Source organism: Mycobacterium malmoense, assembly GCF_019645855.1.
GTDB lineage: Bacteria > Actinomycetota > Actinomycetes > Mycobacteriales > Mycobacteriaceae > Mycobacterium > Mycobacterium malmoense.
The window spans coordinates 311,792-329,621 of record NZ_CP080999.1 but is presented as its reverse complement, the minus strand read 5'-3'; the positions used below and the strand labels follow the sequence as shown (position 1 = coordinate 329,621).

The window sequence follows — 17,830 nt, the reverse complement described above, 5'->3', positions numbered from 1 at the left end:
AATACAGTTTCGCAGCAGAGGCGATCAGAACAGCACCGCCGCGTTGAGGTAGCCGGTGGGGTCGAGGGCCGCCTTGACCGCCCGCATGGTGGCGATGTCGGCGGCCTCCCGCGACATGCCCAGGTAGGCGCGCTTGCGGCTGCCGACGCCATGTTCGGAGCTGACGTTGCCGCCGCACCGCGCGATGAGATCCATCATCGGCTCGTACAACCGCGCTTCCCGCTCGACCGGGCAGCGCAGCACGTTCAGGTGCAGGTTGCCCTCGCCGACGTGACCGAACAATAGCGGCAGCGCATCGGGGACGTGCGCGTGGATCAAGGCGACCGCGTCGCGAGCGAAGCCGCCGATCGCCGACAGGGGCAACGACGCGTCGAACTTCAGCGGCGGCCCGTACACGCCGAGCACCTCGGCCAGGGATTCGCGGACGCGCCACAACCGTTGCTGCGCAACGGCATCCACCCCGACCGCCGGTTCGCCGCGCAGCCGCGCGCCATCAAGCAGGTCGGCGAGCCGATCGGTCTGGTCGTGGTCGGCGGCCAGCTCCACCAGCAGCAGCCAGTCGCCTGACACCGGTGCGCCCACCCCGAGATGCTCGGCGGTCAGCGCGGCGGCCCGGCCGTCGATCAGCTCCAGCGCCGCGATCCCGTCCACGTCCCGAAAGGTCCGGGCGGCGTCGACCAGCGCCTCCAGCTCGGCGAACCCGCAGACCGCCGTCACCCGATGCGACGGCGTGGGGTGCAGCCGCAGGTCCAGCGCGGTGATGACGCCGAGGGTGCCCTCGGCGCCGACGAACAGCGCCGGCAGGTCGTAGCCGGTGTTGTCGCGGCGCACCAGGCTGTGCCGGCGCATCAGCGAACCGTCGGGCAGCGCTACCTGCAGGCCGACGACTTGGTCGCCCATGTTGCCGTAGCGCACCGTGCGCAGGCCGCCGGCGTTCGTCGAGGCCATGCCGCCGACGGTCGCGGTGTCCCGGGCCGCCAGGTCCACGCCGAACACCAAACCCGCTGCGGCCGCGGCCCTTTGGACCGCGGCCAGCGTGACCCCGGCCCCGGCCCCAATGCGGCGTTCGACGGTGTCGACATCGCTTACCGCGCAAAGCCTCTCGGTGGACAGCAGCACGTCGTCGTGCTCGGGAACGGTGCCGGCCACCAGCGAGGTGCGGCCGCCCTGCACCGTCACGTGCGCGCCGGCGTCGCGGCACACCCGCAGCACCTCGGCGACCTGCTCGGCCGAGCCCGGCCGCACCAGGGCGCTGGCCCGGCCGCGATAGCGGCCGGTATGGTCGACGCTGCAGCCGGCGAGTATGTCGGGGTCGGTAACGACATGGTTCGATCCGACCGCGGTCGCCAGGCCCGCCAGCACGCTCACGTGGCGCTAGAACTCCTTGTGCGGCACGTCGGTTACCAGCCCGCCATCCATCACGAACTCGCTGCCGGTCGCATACGACGACTCGTCGCTGGCGAGGAACACCACGAACGTCGACACCTCCCTCGGCTCGGCCGGGCGGCCCAGCGGGATGGTGACCATGTCCTCGGGCAGCTTGGCGGTCATCGGGGTACGGATGAAGCCGGGGTGGATCGAGTTCACCCGAATGTTCAACGGCGCCAACTCCAATGCCGCCGACTTGGCCAGGCCGCGCACCGCCCACTTCGACGCAACGTAGGGGTGCACCATCGGCGCGCCGCGCAGCCCCTCGATCGACGACACGTTGATGATCGAACCGCCACCGGCCGCGGTCATCGGCTCGACGGCCACCCGCATGCCCAGGAAGGTGCCAGTCAGGTTGACGTCAATCACCTTCTGCCACTTGGTCAGATCGAAATTCTTCAGTTGCCCGAGGGCCACGATGCCGGCGTTGTTGACCAGCACGTCGAGCTTGCCGAATTCGCCGGTCGCCGTCGCGACCGCGGCGTCCCACTGGTCGGGCTGGGTGACGTCGAGGTGGACGTAGCGCACGGCGTCCCCGATCTCGTCGGCGAGCGCCTTGCCCTCCTCGTCGAGGATGTCGCCGATCACTACCTTGGCGCCTTCCTCCACGAGCAGGCGAGCGTGCGAAGCCCCCATCCCGCGGGCGCCACCACTGATGAGTGCAACTTTGCCCTCTACCCGTCCTACATGTCCCATCGGAGGAGCTCCTTATCTATTGGTTTAGGTGGCCACCAGATCGCTTGGCGCGTAAAGCCCTTTTCCGGTGACCAGCGGCAGGTCGAGCGTGGTCCGGATGCCGGGCGGTGCGGCGATCACCGCCGGGATGGCGTTGACGATGCGCCCCGCCGCGCCGGCGATCGCGGCATGGTTGTGGTCGCCCTTGCGGCTGCTCGGCACGATGTCCACGGCGTAGGACGGCTCGCCGGTGATCTCGACGCGATACGAGCCGCCGCCGGCAGCGGGTTGCTGCCAGTCGGGTCGCAGGTCGGGCCGCAACCGGGTGATGTGCTCGATGACGACGGCGGGGCGGCCGTGCACCATGCCGCGGATCTCGAATTGCAGCGCGGCCAGCGTTCCCTTCGCGACGTGCCCCACCGCGATGTCAAAGTCTTCCGGCGCCGGCTCGCGCTGATAGGACTCGGTGATCTCGTCGACCTCGACGCCTAGGCCGGCCGCCAGCTGGCGGATCGCCGTGCCCCAGGCGATGCCGAGCACGCCGGGCTGCAGCAGCATCGGCACCTCGTCCAGCGGCCGGCCGAACCCCATGTAGTGCATGACCTCCGCGCCGTCGTAGCTCGCGTAATCGTGGATCTCCATGCACCGCACACTCTCGATGCGCTGGCAGGTCCCCGCGAGCGCGAACGGGATCAGGTCGTTGGCGAATCCGGGGTCGACGCCGCTGATGAAGATGCTCGAATTACCTTGCCGGGCGGCGTCTTCCACGCGGGCGATGTACTTGTCGGGCATGACACCCCACGGGTATTGCAGCAGCCCCGGCGACGACCCGACGACGTTGATTCCGGCGGCCAGGATGCGCATGACGTCGGCCATCGCGTCGGGCAGGCGGGTGTCGCCCATGGCGCAGTAGACGACGCATTCGGGTCCGGTGGCCAGGACGGCGTCCAGGTCGTTGACGGCCGCGATGCCGGTGACGGTCGGGACGTCCAGGCCGACGCCGCACAGCGCTCCGGCGTCCTTGCCCACCTTCTCCGGCGACGACACACATACTCCGGTCAGTTCGAACGCTGGATTGGTGATGAGCTCGGCCAGGGCGAGCCTTCCGACATTTCCGGTGCCGATGTGCGCGACGCGGATCGCCATGAGAGTCTCCGTCCCTTGAACGCACTAAAAACTTTCTAGACACTAGTCCATGACTCTCAAGGCGCCTACCGGGCCCGACCCGGGTCGGCGCGGACAGAATGGAATCGCTTATGGCACAACGCGCGGATGTCCAATTCACCTCGGGCGACGACCGCATCAGCGCGTGGCTCTACCGTCCCGCGGGCAACGATCCCGCGCCGCTGCTGGTGATGGCCCACGGCCTGGGCGCGGTGCGCACCATGCGGCTGGACGCCTACGCCGAGCGGTTCAGCGCGGCCGGCTACGCCTGCCTGGTGTTCGACTACCGCAACTTCGGTGACAGCGAAGGGCGGCCGCGGCAACTGCTCGACATCGGCATGCAGCTTGCCGACTGGGCCGCGGCGGTAGCCTACGCCCGCACCCTGAACGGCATCGACCGAAACCGGATCGGCTTGTGGGGCACGTCTTTTGGCGGCGGGCACGTGATCGCCACGGCGGCCCGGCTCCCGGGCATCGCCGCCGCCGTGGCCCAATGCCCGTTTACCGACGGCGTCGCCTCCGCGCGCATGCTGAACCCGTCGGCCATCGCACGCGTCACCGCGCGGGCGGTGCGTGACGTCGTCGCGGCCCGGCTGGGCAAACCGGCGGTGATGGTCGCCACGGCGGGCAAGCCAGGCGAGGTCGCCCTGATGAATGCGCCCGACGTGTACCCGGGCTACATGAGGCTGATGCCCGAGGGCCAAACCGTGCCCAACGAAGTCGCCGCCCGAATCGGGTTGAAGGCCATCACCTATCGCCCGGGCCGCCTCGCCGCGAAGATCGGCTGCCCCATCCTGTTTTGCGTCTGCGAAACCGACTCGGTGGCCCCCGCGGCGCCGACGCTGCGCTATGCGGCCAAGGCCCCGCGCGGTGAAGTCAGGATGTATCCCGACGGGCATTTCGCGATCTATGTCGATGACGCGTTCGAGCGGGTCGTCGCCGACCAACTCGCTTTCCTCGACAGGCACCTGAAAAGCGCGTGAGCGTTTGACCCCGCACAAACTTGCGCGAAACGCCAAATTTCCCGGCGGCACGGTTCTACCCTCTGTCAATACCTAATACCCGCGGTCGCGGGTAAGTCCCGTTTGGGCCGGGACGGGGTCCCGGCCCATGGGAAGGACGGGGAGATGTCGTATTTGTTCACCGCTGCCCCTGAGGTGCTGGCATCGACGGCCGCCGAGGTGGAAAGCATCGGTACGGCGATTCGCACCGCCGGCGCGAATGCGGCCGGCCCGACAACCGGCTTGCTGGCCGCGGCCGAGGACGAGGTCTCGGCGGCCATCGCGAATCTCTTTGGCGCATACGGCCAGGAGTACCAAGCGATCGTCTCGCAAGCCGCGGCGTTTCACAACGAGTTCACCCAGGCCCTGGCGGCCGCGGCGAACACCTACGCGCAGGCCGAGGCCGCCAACGCGGCGCTGATGTCTCACGTATCGAACGAGCTGTTCGGGCAGGCGCCGGTCGCCAGCAGTTCGGGCGGTGCGTTGACGTCGATCATGAAGTTAACCTCCGGGGACCCGCTCTATGCGTTGATCATGGGCGGCACCAATAACCCGCTACCCGACGCCGACTATGTGGCGGCCATTTTCAACTCGTACATCAGGTCCAATCCCCTGTTCTCTTCGGCCATCCCGCAAGGCCTGTTCACGCCGGAGCAGTTCTGGCCGGTGACCCCGCAGCTTGGCAACATGACGTTCGGCCAGTCCGTCGCCCAGGGCGTCGCCCTCCTGAACAACGCGCTGCTCAATCCCACCACCGGGGTGCTCGCGCAGGGAAATAGCGCCCTCGTTTTCGGCTACTCGCAGAGCGCCACGATCGCCACCAACGAAATAAACGCCCTTATGGCGGCGGGCTCGCCCTATCAAGGCCAGCTGTCCTTCATGCTGGTCGGTGATCCGAACAACCCCGTCGGCGGCATCCTCGAGCGCTTCCCCGGCTTCTATATCCCGTTCCTGGATGTGGCGTTCAACGGCGCGACCCCGCCGAATTCGCCCTACCCGACCACGATTTTCACGGCCCAATACGACGGCATCGCCGATCTGCCCCAGTACCCGCTCAATGTCATCTCGGACCTCAACGCCTTTATGGGCTACTTCTTCGTGCACAACACGTATCCGCTCATGACGGCGACCCAGATCGCCAACGCCGTGCCGCTGCCGACGTCTCCGGGCTACACCGGCACCAACTACTACATGCTCATGACCCAGAACCTGCCGCTGCTGCAGCCGATCCGCGACATCCCCTACGCCGGTCCCCCGATCGCCGACATCTTCCAGCCCGATCTGCGGGTGCTGGTCGACATGGGCTACGCCGACTACGGACCCGGCCTCAACTATGCGAACATCCCCACCCCGGCCGGGCTGTTCTCGATCGGCAACCCGTTCACGATCATCCCCGACCTGGCCCTGGGCGCCGTGCAGGGACCCTACGGCGCCGCGGTGGAAATCGGGGTGGAGGCCGGGCTGTTGTCGCCGTCGCTGTTCCCCAACGCCTACCCGTGGGTCCCCTCGATCGATCCGGGCCTGAACTTCTTCCTCGGCCAACCGAGCACGACACTGCTGTCGGTGCTCAGCGGCGGCGCCGGGGACGTACTCAAACTCATTCCGCCGGTGTTGAATTGATTCCTACCTGTCGCGGCCACCGCCGGCCTGCCCGGATGCCCGCGAGCGTGACGTCAGTGCGAAAACGCGCCCGGATTTTCGCAGTGGCGTCACGCTCGCGGCTGCTAAGACACTGCTAAGACCCGATTGTGGGCACGGCCTCAAGGCCCGAGGGGGGAATGCTGGCGGATCGACTCGTCGCGGATCAGCCCCCGCAGCAGCGCGGTGCTGAACTCGGCGGCGATTTCCTTGGCCGTGCGCCGTCCGCTCGGCCGCAGCCAGCGATAGCTGCCCAGCGTCATCCCGATGTAGCCCAAGGCCACCACGTGCGAGTCGCACTCGTAGAACTCGCCGCTGGCGATCCCGCGGTCAATGAGCCCGTGCACGTGCTCGTAAACCTGAGCCTCCTTCTCGCGGACCTCAGCGACCTGTTCGGCGGTGAACCACTCGGTGATGTAGGGCTGCTCCTGGAAGTAGACGGCGGCCCGCTCGGGATTGGCCGCGATCCCGGTGAGCAGGCGGACCGTGTACTGGTAGAGCGCCTCACGCGCCGTCCAGGATGGATCGTCGTGCACGGCGGCCAGCGTGCCCTCGGCCGCCTGGCGGTAGATGTCGAACAGGATCAGCGACTTGCTGGCGTAGTAGTGGTAGACGGTCGCCTTGTTCAGGCCGATCACGTCGGCGACGTCGTCCATCCGGGTACCGTGATAGCCGCGGGCGGCGAACAGCTTGGTGGCAACGGCCAGCAACTCCTCGCGGCGCGTTAGCCCGTTCTCGGATGGCATCGGTACTCACTATCGTCACTGCCGGCAGGGGCGAGTAAACCCCCGGCAAGGCAAATTATCAATCAACTGGTTGGACAGTTTAAAACGCTGGGTGTCGCGCCGATGCGGATGGGACTAAACTCGCTGACGAACCAAGTCGCGACCTTAAGGGGTGGACCAATGGACCCGAGTCCGGACTACGACATGAGCGACGAGATCGAGTTCTTCTTCAAGTACGTCCCCTGGGGTCTGCGCGGGGTCACCGACGGCAACGGATATCCGCCGCAGGCCTACCCGCCCGTCTAGGAAACTCCTAGAGAGCCTTGAGTTCCTCGGCGACCTTCGTGACGGATTTCTTCGCGTCGCCGAACAGCATCGTGGTCCCGTCGGCATAGAACAGCGGGTTGTCGATGCCCGCGAAGCCGGAGTTCATCGACCGTTTGAGCACGATCACCGACTTCGACTTGTCCACGTTGAGGATCGGCATGCCGTAGATCGGGCTGGACGTCTCGTTGCGGGCCGCCGGGTTGGTGACGTCGTTGGCGCCGATGACGACGGTGACGTCGGTGCGGGCGAACTCGTCGTTGATGTCGTCCATGTCCTTCATCGCGTCGTAGTCGACTTCGGCCTCGGCCAGCAGCACGTTCATGTGCCCCGGCATCCGGCCCGCGACCGGGTGGATCGCGTATTTCACCGGCACGCCACGGGCTTCGAGCAGATTGGCCAGGTCTTTGACGGCGTGCTGGGCCTGCGCGACGGCCAGGCCGTAGCCGGGGACCACGATCACCTGGTTGGCGTAGGCCATCTGAATCGCCGCGTCGGCGGCCGACGTCGACTTGACCTGCTTGTCGCCGCCTTGACCATCCGGGCCGCCGCTGGGGGCCACGCCGCCGCCGCCGAAACCGCCCGCCACGATCGCGGGAATGGACCGGTTCATCGCCTTGGCCATCAGGTTGGTCAGGATCGAACCCGACGCGCCGACGATCATGCCCGCCACGATCATCGCGGTGTTGTTCAGCGCCAAACCCGCCGCCGCGGCCGACAGCCCGGTCATCGCGTTGAGCAGCGAGATGACCACCGGCATGTCGGCGCCGCCGATGGGCAGCACGACCATCAGGCCCAGCACACCGGCGGCGGCCAGCAGGCCGATCATCCACCACAGCGACACCCCACCGGTGCCGGGATGCGCGTGCACGCCGATGACCACCGCGGCGGCCACCGCCGCGGCCAACAGCAGCAGGTTGACCGGTTGCTGGGCCTTGCCGAAGCCGATCGGCGATCCGGAGATGAGCTCCTGCAGCTTGCCGAACGCGATGATCGATCCCCAAAACGAGATCGACCCGATGATCGCGGCGAACAACGACGCCACCACGATGTGCACCGTCGGCGACTCGCCGTGCTGGAAGGCCGAAAAACCGCTTGTCTCAACGAATTCCGATAATGCGATCAGCGCGACGGTGCCGCCGCCGACGCCGTTGAAGAAGGCCACCAGCTGCGGCATGGCGGTCATCTTGGTCAGCCGTGCCGGAGGGACGCCGAGCACCACACCCACGACCAGGCCGGCGATGATCAGCACCCACTGGTCGGTGTGCCGAATCTTCACCAGCGTCGCCGCCACCGCGATGGCCATGCCCACCGCGGCGATCAGGTTGCCCCGCACCGCGGTCTTGGGCCCGGTCAGGCCCATCAACCCGTAGATGAACAGCGCGAACGCGATGATGTAGAGGACCGTAACCAGGTAGCTCATTTCGCGGCCTCATCCGACTTGCCCTGCGGCACAGGCTTTTTGCCCTTGAACATGCCCAGCATCCGGTCGGTGACGATGAAACCGCCGATCACGTTGAGCGTGCCGAACACCACCGCCACGAACAGGATGATCTGCACCGCGAGCGACGGATGCTCGACCTCCCCGAACACCACCAGCGCGCCCAGCACCACGATGCCGTGGATGGCGTTGGTCCCCGACATCAGCGGCGTGTGCAGCGTGTTGGGCACCTTGGAGATCACCGCGAACCCGACGAATCCGGACAACACCAGGATCGCCAGGTTGGCCAACAGCTCGTCGTACATCCCAGACATTTATGCGTCCTTACTGTCCGCGTTCAAGGTCACACAGGACGCCGCGACGACTTCGTCGTCAAAGTCGGGGGCCAGCTTGCCGTCCTTGATCAGCAAGTCCAGCAGCGCCGTGATGTTCTTGCTGTACAGCTCGCTGGCGTGCTCGGGCATGGTTGCCGGCAGGTTCAGCGGCGCGGCGATGGTGACGCCGTGCTTGACGACCGTCCGTCCGGGCTCGGTGAGTTCGCAGTTGCCCCCGGTTTCCCCGGCCAGGTCCACCACCACGCTGCCGGGCTTCATCGCCTCGACCGCCGCGGCGGTCACCAGTCGCGGCGCGGGCCGGCCCGGAACCAGCGCCGTGGTGATCACCACGTCGAATCCACTGATCGCCTCTTCCAAGGCTTTCTGCTGCTGGGCGCGCTCGTCTTCGGTGAGTTCACGGGCGTACCCGCCCTCGCCGGACGCGGAAATTTTTGAGATGCCGACGTCGAGCCACTGGGCCCCCACGGACCGCACCTGGTCGGCCACCTCGGGACGCACGTCGTAGCCGGAGGTCCGCGCGCCCAGCCGCTTGGCCGTGGCCAGCGCCTGCAGCCCGGCCACACCGACACCGAGCACCAAGACGGTGGCCGGCTTCACGGTCCCGGCCGCCGTCGTCAGCATGGGAAAGAAGCGGGTCAGCTGCGAGGCCGCCAGCAGCACGGCCTTATAGCCGGCCACGTTGGCCTGCGACGACAACGCATCCATCACCTGGGCCCGCGAGATTCGCGGGATGGCCTCCAGCGCGAATGCCTGCACCCCGGCTTCGGTGAGCGCGCCGATCGCGTTGTCGGCGTTGCGGGGCGCCAGGAAGCCAATCAGCGTCTGCCCGCTGCGCAACTTGCCGACCTCGCCCGCCGTCGGCGGTGCGACCTTGACGACCACGTCGGCGGCCCACGCGTCCCCGATGCTGGCCCCGGCCTCGGTGTAGAGCTCGTCGGGAAGCAGCGCCCCTTCGCCCGCGCCCGACTCGACCACCACCGCCACACCGCTGTTGACCAGCGACGCGACCGCCTTCGGGACCAGCGCGACGCGTCGCTCGCCGGTCCCGGACTCGGCGACGACCCCGACCGTCGTCTGCGGATCTGTCATGGCGCGTACCCTACCGGCGTCACCAGAGCGGGATCTCCTGGCCGCGCTCCGACGCCGGGCGGGGCCCGAAGTAGCGGCGCTCGGATTCGTCGATCGGCACGTCGTTGATGCTGGCTTCGCGGCGCGCCATCAACCCCGACGGGGTGAACTCCCACAGCTCGTTGCCGTAGCTGCGGTACCACTGGCCGGTGTGATCGTGGCACTCGTACTGGAACCGCACCGCGATGCGGTTGCCGTGGAAGTCCCACAAGCTCTTGCGCAGCGCATAGTCGAGTTCGCGCTGCCACTTGCGGGTCAGGAACGCCACGATCTGGTCCCGGCCGATGATGTGCTCGCCGCGGTTTCGCCAGTGTGAGTCCGGCGTGTAGGCCCGGCTGACGCGTTGGGGGTCGCGGGTGTTCCAGGCGTCCTCGGCGGCCTGAACCTTCTGGATGGCGGTCTCGAAGGTGAACGGCGGAAACGGGGGGCGGCTTTCGGTCATGAGGCCCATCCTCCCCCCGTGAGCAGACACAGAATCGCCCAAAACCACGTGGTTTTGGGCGATTCTGTGTCTTAGTGTCAGGGTGGGTGTGCCGTGTTGGGGCGTGTCTTCGTGACAGGTGCCGCGCGTGGTGGTTGGTTCCGGATCACTGGTGTCTGGCTCGATTTTGTGTTGCCGCCTGCGGGTTGGCGTTGAGCAGTAGTGCCGGCACCGGTGAGATGGACCGGCCGGCGTGACTTGATAGGAGCCTGGCATTCGCCCCGACTGAGATGTGTCCGCCGACCGGCCCAACCTCAACACCCCCATCCAGGAAGTGAAGGAGGCAACCTTCATGGTTGTTGTTGGAGCTGATGTGCACAAGCGCAAACACACCTTTGTCGCCGTTGATGAGGTCGGCCGCAAGCTTGGTGAGAAGACGGTCAAGGCCACCACAGCCGGTCACACCCTGGCTGTCCTATGGGCCCGTGAGCAGTTCGGTACCGCACTGATCTGGGGTATCGAGGACTGCCGGAATATGTCCGCGCGCCTAGAGCGCGACCTGTTGAGCGCCGGGCAGCAGGTGGTGCGGGTGCCGACGAAGTTGATGCACGCGGTGCGTAAGTCGGCGCGGACCCGGGGTAAGTCCGATCCGATCGATGCCCAGGCGGTGGCGCGGGCGGTGCTGCGCGAACCCGACCTGCCCGTCGCTTCCCATGATGAAATCTCGCGGGAGTTGAAGTTGCTCACCGATCGCCGTGATGTCCTTGTCGCCCACCGCACGTCGACGATCAGTCGGCTGCGCTGGCATGTCCACGAGCTCGACCCCGAGCGCGAGCCAGCACCGCGTGCGCTTAGAGCGATCAAACACCAGCAAGCCCTAGCGGCCTGGCTGGACACCCAGCCAGGCGTGGTGGCCGAAATGGCGCGCGCCGAGCTCGCCGACATCATCCGACTCACCACCGAGATCGACACCCTAGAAAAGCGCCTCGGTGAGCGGGTCCGCGACGTGGCTCCCACACTGCTCGACATTCCCGGCTGCGCAGAGCTGACCGCGGCCAAAATCGTCGGCGAAGCCGCCGCAGTGGACAGGTTCAAAAGCGAGGCCGCCTTCGCCTGCCACGCCGGAATAGCCCCCATCCCGGTATGGTCAGGCAACACCGAAGGTCAAGTGCGATTAAGCCGCTCGGGTAACCGCCAAATCAACACCGCCATCCATCGCATCGCCCTCACCCAGATCCGCATCACCAGTAGCGAAACCCACGCCTACTACCAACGGCTTATCGCCAACGGAAAAACCAAAGCCGCAGCACGACGCTGCATCAAACGCCGCATATCCCGCAACGTCTACCGCCGACTCCTCAAGGACTACCAAGCCCGCACCCAACCCAGCGCAGCTTGACATAGGAGCTACTGCTCGCGCCGCATTGCTCGCGCCGGCATATCGCGCGTGTCCTATCGTGGCGGACATGGACTTCGCGATGTCGGCCAAGGCCGTCGACTATCACAAGCGGCTGTCCGACTTCATGACCGAGTACGTCTTTCCGGCCGAGGCCGAATACGACAAATACCGCGACGAGGCCGGCCCGCACGACCACACCGTCCCGCCGGTCGTCGAGGAGCTGAAAACCAGGGCCAAGGAGCGGGGCCTGTGGAACCTGTTCCTGCCGGCCGAGTCTGGCCTGACCAACCTGGAATACGCTCCGCTGGCCGAGATCACCGGCTGGAGCCTGGAGATCGCGCCCGAGGCGCTGAATTGCGCGGCCCCGGACACCGGCAACATGGAGATCCTGCACATGTTCGCCACCGACGAGCAACGCGTCCGGTGGCTGCAACCGTTGCTCAACGGCGACATCCGCAGCGCCTTCTCGATGACCGAGCCCGCGGTCGCCAGCAGCGACGCCCGCAACATCGAGACCACGATCACGCGCGACGGCGACGACTACGTCATCAACGGCCGCAAATGGTGGACGTCGGGCGCATCGGACCCGCGCTGCAAGGTCCTCGTCGTGATGGGCCGCACCAACCCCGACGCGGCAAGCCACCAGCAGCAGTCGATGGTCCTGGTGCCGATGGACACTCCCGGCGTGACGATTGTCCGCTCGACGCCGGTGTTCGGCTGGCAGGACCAGCACGGCCACTGCGAGGTGATCTACGACAACGTCCGGGTGCCGGCCACCAATCTGCTCGGCGAAGAGGGCGCAGGCTTCGCGATCGCCCAGGCCCGGCTGGGACCCGGCCGCATCCACCACTGCATGCGCGCGCTCGGCGGGGCCGAACGCGCGCTGGCCCTCATGGTGGACCGGGTCAAAAACCGGGTGGCGTTCGGCCGTCCGCTGGCCGAGCAGGGCGTCGTGCAGCAAGCAATTGCCAAGTCCCGCAACGAGATCGACCAAGCAAGATTGCTGTGCGAGAAGGCGGCCTGGACGATCGACCAGCACGGCAACAGGGCCGCCCACCTGCTGGTCTCACAGATCAAGGCGGTGGCGCCGCAGGTGGCCTGCGACGTCATCGACCGGGCCATCCAGGTGCACGGGGCCGCCGGTGTCAGCGACGACACGGTGCTGGCCCGGCTATACGGCTGGCATCGCGCCATGCGGATCTTCGACGGGCCCGACGAGGTGCACATGCGGACCATCGCGCGCACCGAGATCGGCCGGGAACGATCCGCGTTCGCCGCGGCGGTCACCTGACATGGCGGCGACTTTGCGAGAACTGCCGGGCGCGTGGAACTTCCGTGACGTCGCGGAAAGCACCGCGGCGCTCCGCCCCGGGCGGCTGTTCCGGTCCAGCGAGCTGAGCCGGCTGGAGGACGACGGCCGGGAAACGCTGCGGCGGCTGGGAATCACCGACGTGGCCGACCTGCGCGCAAACCGTGAGGTTGCCCGGCGCGGGCCGGGACGGGTTCCCGACGGCGTCGACATCCACCTGCTGCCCTTCCCCGACCTCGCCGACGACGAGTCCGACACCGACGGCCAGGCGCCCCACGAACACGCATTCCAGCGGCTCCTGACCGGCGAAGGCGGCGACTCCGACGAGTCGGTGAGCGAGGCTGCCACTCGCTACATGACCGACGAGTACCGGCAATTCCCGACACGCAACGGAGCGCAACGCGCGGTGCGCCGCGTCATCACACTGCTGGCCGCCGGGCGCCCCGTGCTCACCCACTGCTTCGCGGGCAAGGATCGCACCGGCTTCGTGATCGCGACGGTGCTGGAAACGATCGGCGTCGATCGCGACACCATCGTCGCCGACTTCCTGCGCAGCAATGAGGCCGTGCCCGAGCTGCGGGCCCGGATCTCGGAGATGATCCGGCAGCGCGCGGACACCGAACTGACCCCGGAGGTGGTGACCTTCACCGAGGCCCGGCTTTCCGACGGGGTTCTCGGCGTCCGTCCCGAGTACCTGGGCGCCGCCCGCCAAACGATCGACGAGGAATTCGGGTCGCTGGACGGGTATTTGCGTGACGCGGATGTCACCGAGGCCGACCTCGACCGGCTGCGGGGTGCGCTGCTCGCCTGACTCCAGTCGGGCACCATGGAAAACGCCAGGGCTGCAACGGTTTTCGCACGAGGACCGCGGTGCCGGCCGACCGCGGCGGCGCGAGCCGTCGCCGGCCGGATTGTCACGCTCGGCCCGCGGGCGGGGAAGAACCAAATACAGTGGCGCAAAACGCCAACACGACCGCGTGATCGCTCTAAGCTAGCTGCGTGCCGGTTCAGCGATGCGCCGGGTCATCGGTTTGGCAGCGTCGTCGGTACCAATACGGGAACTCGTGCGTCCGGAAGGGAAACGCCGATGACGAGCTTGATCACCCAGCCACAGCTCTTGGCCACGGCCGCCGCGGATGCTTCGGCAATTGGTTCGGCGCTCAACGAGGCCAAGGCCGCCGCCGCCGGCCCGACAACCAGCCTGGTGGCGGCGGCCGAAGACGAGGTGTCGGCGATCACCGCGACGTTTTTCGGCACGTACGGCCAGGAGTACCAGGCGCTCCTCCAACAGGCGGCCGTATTCCACGAGCAGTTCGTTGCGACGCTGACCGCCGCCGGAAACGCTTACACGCAAGCCGAAGCCGAGATCGCCGGCACGCTCGGGCTCGCCGGCGGTGCCACGGCCAACCCGGTATTCGCGGCGGTAACGCAGGGGGCGGACCCGAGCGTCGTCGCCAACCTAATCATGACCGGCAGCGGCACCGCGACACCGTCGATGGCCTACCTGCAAAGCGTCGCCGGCCTCTACTTGCAGGATTTCACGGGACCTCTCCAGGCCGTGTCCACGGCCGAGGGGTTGTATCCGTTCACCGGTGTCAAAGACCTGACCTTAGACATATCCCTGGCCCGCGGCGTCACCGAGCTGGACAACGCCATCAACCTGGCGATCCAGCCCGGCACCAGCCAGGCCGTTTCCATTCTCGGGTACTCGCAGAGCTCGATCATCGCCTCGCTGGAAATGCCGAAACTCCTCGCCGAGGGCTTTACAAACGGAACGGGCGGGTCGCCGGTCCAGGCGTTCTTCACCCTGCTCGGTGATCCCGCCAATCCCAACGGCGGCCTGCTTTCGCGCTTCCCCGACCTGAGCCTCCCCAGCCTCGGTGTCACATTCGGCGCCTCGACGCCGAGCAATGACTTCCCGACCACCATCTGGACGCTCGAATACGACGGCTTCGCCGACTTCCCGCAATACCCGATCGACTTCCTCTCCGACCTCAACGCCCTTGCGGGCATCGTGTTCATACACGGCACCTACCCGCACCTGACGCAAGCGATACTCGACACGGCCTTCCAATTGCCGCAGTCCGGGGCGCCGTCCATGACCACCTACAACATGATTCCCACCACGAACCTGCCGCTGCTCGAGCCGCTGCGTGCCATCCCGCTCATCGGCAACCCGCTCGCGGACCTGGTGCAACCGGATCTGACATATCTCGTGAACTGGGGCTACGGCAACCCGGCGTACGGCTTCTCGACCGGACCTGCCAACGTGCAGACGCCGTTCGGGTTCTTGCCGCCGCTGAGCGCGACCACGGCCCTGGGGCCCGACTTGATCAGCGGCGCCCAGCAGGGATTCGGCGCCTTCGTCGGCGACCTGTCCTCCCTGACACCGACGTCGCTGCCCGCCCTGTCGCTGACGAGCCTGCTTGCGGGAGCCGGATCGTCGGGTGCCGCACTGCCCCTGGCCGCCCCGGCGTCCATACCATCCACCATCAACAGCATCATCTCGAGCATCCAGTCGGCGAACAGCAACATCGTCGGCACCCTGACGACCGACTTCTCGACCGCCTACGCGACGCTGCTTCCGACGGCGGACATCGGTACGGCCCTTGCCGTTTCGCTTCCGTCGTATGACGTCAACCTGTTCCTGAACGGGATCTCGCAGGCGATCAACGGCCAACCCATTCAGGGACTCATCAATGCGTTCGGCGATCCGATCGCGGCCAACGTCGGCCTGAGCACGCTCGCGGGCGGTTTCGAACTCATAACCGTCGAGAATGCGCTCGACACGATCTTGACCGGGACACCGAACCCGGGCCCCAACTGACAGCCGTCTTTCGCGGCTGAAGGCCGCTGAAGCGGAGACCATTTCAGCCCCGAGCATCCGTGGGCGGAATGGCTTTGGCGCAAACCGCCGAAAAACGGGGTGGGATCGATCTACGCTGGCCACTGCTGGCTTCACGGTGACGGGTTCGCCGGATCATCGGCTTGACAGTGTTATCAGGTTATCAGCACCTAGTCGTAAAGGAACTGGCCGATGACGGGCTTGACTATTCAGCCGCAATTGCTGGCGGGGGCCGCGACGGATGTGTCGGAGATCGGTTCGGCAATCAGCGCGGCCAGAGCGACCGCCGCCGCACCGACAACCAGCCTGGTGGCGGCGGCCGAAGACGAGGTGTCGGCGCTCACCGCGTCCCTGTTCGGTGCGTACGGCCAGGAATACCAGGCGCTGCTCCAGCGGGCGACGGCATTCCACGACGAGTTCGTTGCGGCGTTGTCCGCGGCCGGTAACGCCTATGCCGGCGCCGAAACCGCGGCGTCGAATGCGCTGGGTTCCCTGGAAGCGGACACCTTTTCGCTGCTCGGCGGCACCACCTCGGCGGTGAGCGCGACCCGGGTCGCGGCTCCGATAATCCAGGCGCTGTCCGGCCAGGCCACGACCGTCACCGTCGTCATGGGCGCCAGCGGATACCCGATACCGGCGACCGATTACATCAACCAGCTCACCATGTTGTTCGTCAAGCCCTTTTACACCGTGGGCACCGCGATGGGCCTCGCCACGCCCGAGGGCCTGTATCCGCTCACCGGCGTCAAGGACCTGACCCTCGACATATCACTCGCCCGAGGCCTCACGATCCTGAACAACCAGATTCAGTCGTTGGTCAGCTCGGGCACAAACACGATCAACGTCTTCGGCTACTCGCAGAGCGCGATCATCGCCTCGCTGGAGATGCAGGTGCTCAACCCCACCAACACGCCGGGCGGAAGCCTGCTGCCCCCCGGTGTCGGCCTGAATTTCTCGCTGATCGGTGACCCGGCGAACCCCAACGGCGGCCTGCTCTCACGCTTCCCGGGCTTGAGCCTGCCGAGCCTGGGCCTGACGTTCGGCACCGCGACTCCAGACAATTCCTTCCCGACCCAGATTTTCACGATCGAATACGACGGCTTCGCCGACTTCCCGCAATACCCCATCAACTTCCTGTCCGACCTCAACGCCTTTATGGGGATCGTCGAGCTGCACGGAACGTATCCGTATTACACACTCGATCAGATCAATTCGGCTATCCAACTGACGAACACGGTGGGCAATCCGCTGACCCAGTACTTCATCCTGCCAACCCAGAATCTGCCGCTTTTGGATCCGGTGCGGGCGATACCGGTCATCGGTAACCCCATCGCGGACCTGGTCCAACCCGACTTGAAAGTCCTGGTCGACCTGGGCTACGGCAGCACCAGCCAGGGCTGGTCGCCTGACCCGCCCAATGTTCCCACGCCGTTCGGGGTGATCCCGCCCGTCAGCCCGGGAGCCGTCCTTGCCGCCCTGGCCGGCGGAACCCAGCAGGGAATCGGCGCCTTCACCGGCGACATCAGCGCCGGGATCGCCGGGATCCCGTCTCTCTCACCGCCCAGCCTGGCCTCGATCACGGGATCGATCGGGACCGGCGGGCCCTATCCCCTGCCCACAGGACTGACGTCGGCGCTGTCCTCGCCCGACAGCTTCATCGCCGCCCTGCAGTCGGCCAACAGCCGAATCACCAACGCGCTCACGGACGCCGGCTCGACGGCTTATTCGACCCTGCTTCCGACGGCCGACATCGTGACGGCATTGTTTACCTCTGTGCCGTCCTATGACGCCAACCTCTTCCTGGACGGGGTGCAGCAGGTGATCAATGGCGACCCCACCGGGGGACTGATCTATGCATTCGGCGCTCCGGTGGCCGCCGACGTCGCATTGGCCACGCTCGGAGGCGGTTTCGAATTCCGCGTTTTCGAGCACGCGGCTGACACGATTGTCGCCGACTTGAACAGTCTCGCCTAAACGGCGCCGACGGCGCGCCGGTA

The 17,830-nt window shown here is 66.8% G+C and carries 15 protein-coding genes and 1 pseudogene; 8 read left to right on the top strand and 8 right to left on the bottom strand.

The window, feature by feature from the left end; genetic code table 11:
• Positions 1-24 precede the first annotated feature (24 nt).
• Genes K3U93_RS01535 through K3U93_RS01525 form a run of 3 tightly spaced genes read right to left on the bottom strand, consistent with a single transcriptional unit; the run spans position 25 to position 3,249 of the window.
• Entirely contained in the window at positions 25-1,362 is a 1,338-nt protein-coding gene (locus K3U93_RS01535; protein WP_083012496.1) for an FAD-binding oxidoreductase, read from the bottom strand.
• Positions 1,363-1,374: 12 nt separating this feature from the next.
• Entirely contained in the window at positions 1,375-2,124 is a 750-nt protein-coding gene (locus K3U93_RS01530) for a glucose 1-dehydrogenase (protein WP_071512591.1), read from the bottom strand.
• Between the two features lie 24 nt (positions 2,125-2,148).
• Positions 2,149-3,249 carry an NAD(P)H-dependent amine dehydrogenase family protein gene (locus tag K3U93_RS01525; protein WP_083012457.1) on the bottom strand — a complete coding sequence of 367 codons (1,101 nt, stop codon included), beginning with the start codon at positions 3,247-3,249 and terminating at the stop codon, positions 2,149-2,151.
• Between the two features lie 110 nt (positions 3,250-3,359).
• On the opposite strand from K3U93_RS01525, the gene K3U93_RS01520 reads away from it, so the two are divergent.
• Both K3U93_RS01520 and K3U93_RS01515 read left to right on the top strand, forming a co-directional pair.
• Entirely contained in the window at positions 3,360-4,250 is an 891-nt protein-coding gene (locus K3U93_RS01520; RefSeq protein ID WP_083012455.1) for an alpha/beta hydrolase, read from the top strand.
• 144 nt (positions 4,251-4,394) lie between these two features.
• Positions 4,395-5,888, top strand: coding sequence for a PE family protein (locus K3U93_RS01515; RefSeq protein ID WP_083012452.1), 1,494 nt, complete (start codon positions 4,395-4,397; stop codon positions 5,886-5,888).
• Between the two features lie 140 nt (positions 5,889-6,028).
• On the opposite strand, the gene K3U93_RS01510 is transcribed toward K3U93_RS01515, so the two are convergent.
• Positions 6,029-6,652 (bottom strand): TetR/AcrR family transcriptional regulator, encoded by a 624-nt coding sequence (locus K3U93_RS01510; RefSeq protein ID WP_071512595.1) that lies wholly within the window; start codon positions 6,650-6,652, stop codon positions 6,029-6,031.
• 159 nt (positions 6,653-6,811) lie between these two features.
• Between K3U93_RS01510 and K3U93_RS01505 the strand changes: the two genes are divergently transcribed.
• Positions 6,812-6,937, top strand: a complete 126-nt coding sequence (locus K3U93_RS01505; protein ID WP_139797196.1) for a hypothetical protein — start codon at positions 6,812-6,814, stop codon at positions 6,935-6,937.
• A gap of 7 nt (positions 6,938-6,944) precedes the next feature.
• On the opposite strand, the gene K3U93_RS01500 is transcribed toward K3U93_RS01505, so the two are convergent.
• From K3U93_RS01500 to K3U93_RS01485, 4 genes are read right to left on the bottom strand one after another with little or no spacing between them, the layout of a single operon-like run.
• Complete coding sequence (locus tag K3U93_RS01500; protein WP_083012450.1) at positions 6,945-8,378, bottom strand: NAD(P)(+) transhydrogenase (Re/Si-specific) subunit beta; 1,434 nt, start codon at positions 8,376-8,378, stop codon at positions 6,945-6,947.
• On the bottom strand, positions 8,375-8,701 hold the full coding sequence (locus K3U93_RS01495) for an NAD(P) transhydrogenase subunit alpha part 2 (RefSeq protein ID WP_083012448.1): 327 nt from the start codon (positions 8,699-8,701) through the stop codon (positions 8,375-8,377). The genes K3U93_RS01500 and K3U93_RS01495 overlap by 4 nt, the downstream gene beginning before the upstream one ends.
• Before the next feature lie 9 nt (positions 8,702-8,710).
• Positions 8,711-9,820: a Re/Si-specific NAD(P)(+) transhydrogenase subunit alpha gene (locus tag K3U93_RS01490; RefSeq protein ID WP_083012446.1), complete on the bottom strand. Its 1,110-nt coding sequence runs from the start codon at positions 9,818-9,820 to the stop codon at positions 8,711-8,713.
• A gap of 19 nt (positions 9,821-9,839) precedes the next feature.
• Positions 9,840-10,301 carry a nuclear transport factor 2 family protein gene (locus K3U93_RS01485; protein ID WP_083012494.1) on the bottom strand — a complete coding sequence of 154 codons (462 nt, stop codon included), beginning with the start codon at positions 10,299-10,301 and terminating at the stop codon, positions 9,840-9,842.
• 331 nt (positions 10,302-10,632) lie between these two features.
• Here K3U93_RS01485 and K3U93_RS01480 point away from each other — a divergent pair.
• The 5 genes and pseudogenes from K3U93_RS01480 to K3U93_RS01460 form a co-directional block, all read left to right on the top strand.
• A pseudogene (locus K3U93_RS01480) lies at positions 10,633-11,676 on the top strand (IS110 family RNA-guided transposase); the annotation flags it as partial.
• Between the two features lie 82 nt (positions 11,677-11,758).
• Positions 11,759-12,970 (top strand): acyl-CoA dehydrogenase family protein, encoded by a 1,212-nt coding sequence (locus K3U93_RS01475; RefSeq protein ID WP_083009180.1) that lies wholly within the window; start codon positions 11,759-11,761, stop codon positions 12,968-12,970.
• Position 12,971: 1 nt separating this feature from the next.
• Entirely contained in the window at positions 12,972-13,799 is an 828-nt protein-coding gene (locus K3U93_RS01470) for a tyrosine-protein phosphatase (RefSeq protein ID WP_071512599.1), read from the top strand.
• Positions 13,800-14,075: 276 nt separating this feature from the next.
• Complete coding sequence (locus K3U93_RS01465) at positions 14,076-15,815, top strand: PE family protein (protein ID WP_083009089.1); 1,740 nt, start codon at positions 14,076-14,078, stop codon at positions 15,813-15,815.
• 210 nt (positions 15,816-16,025) lie between these two features.
• Complete coding sequence (locus K3U93_RS01460) at positions 16,026-17,807, top strand: PE family protein (protein WP_083009087.1); 1,782 nt, start codon at positions 16,026-16,028, stop codon at positions 17,805-17,807.
• Positions 17,808-17,830: the final 23 nt, after the last annotated feature.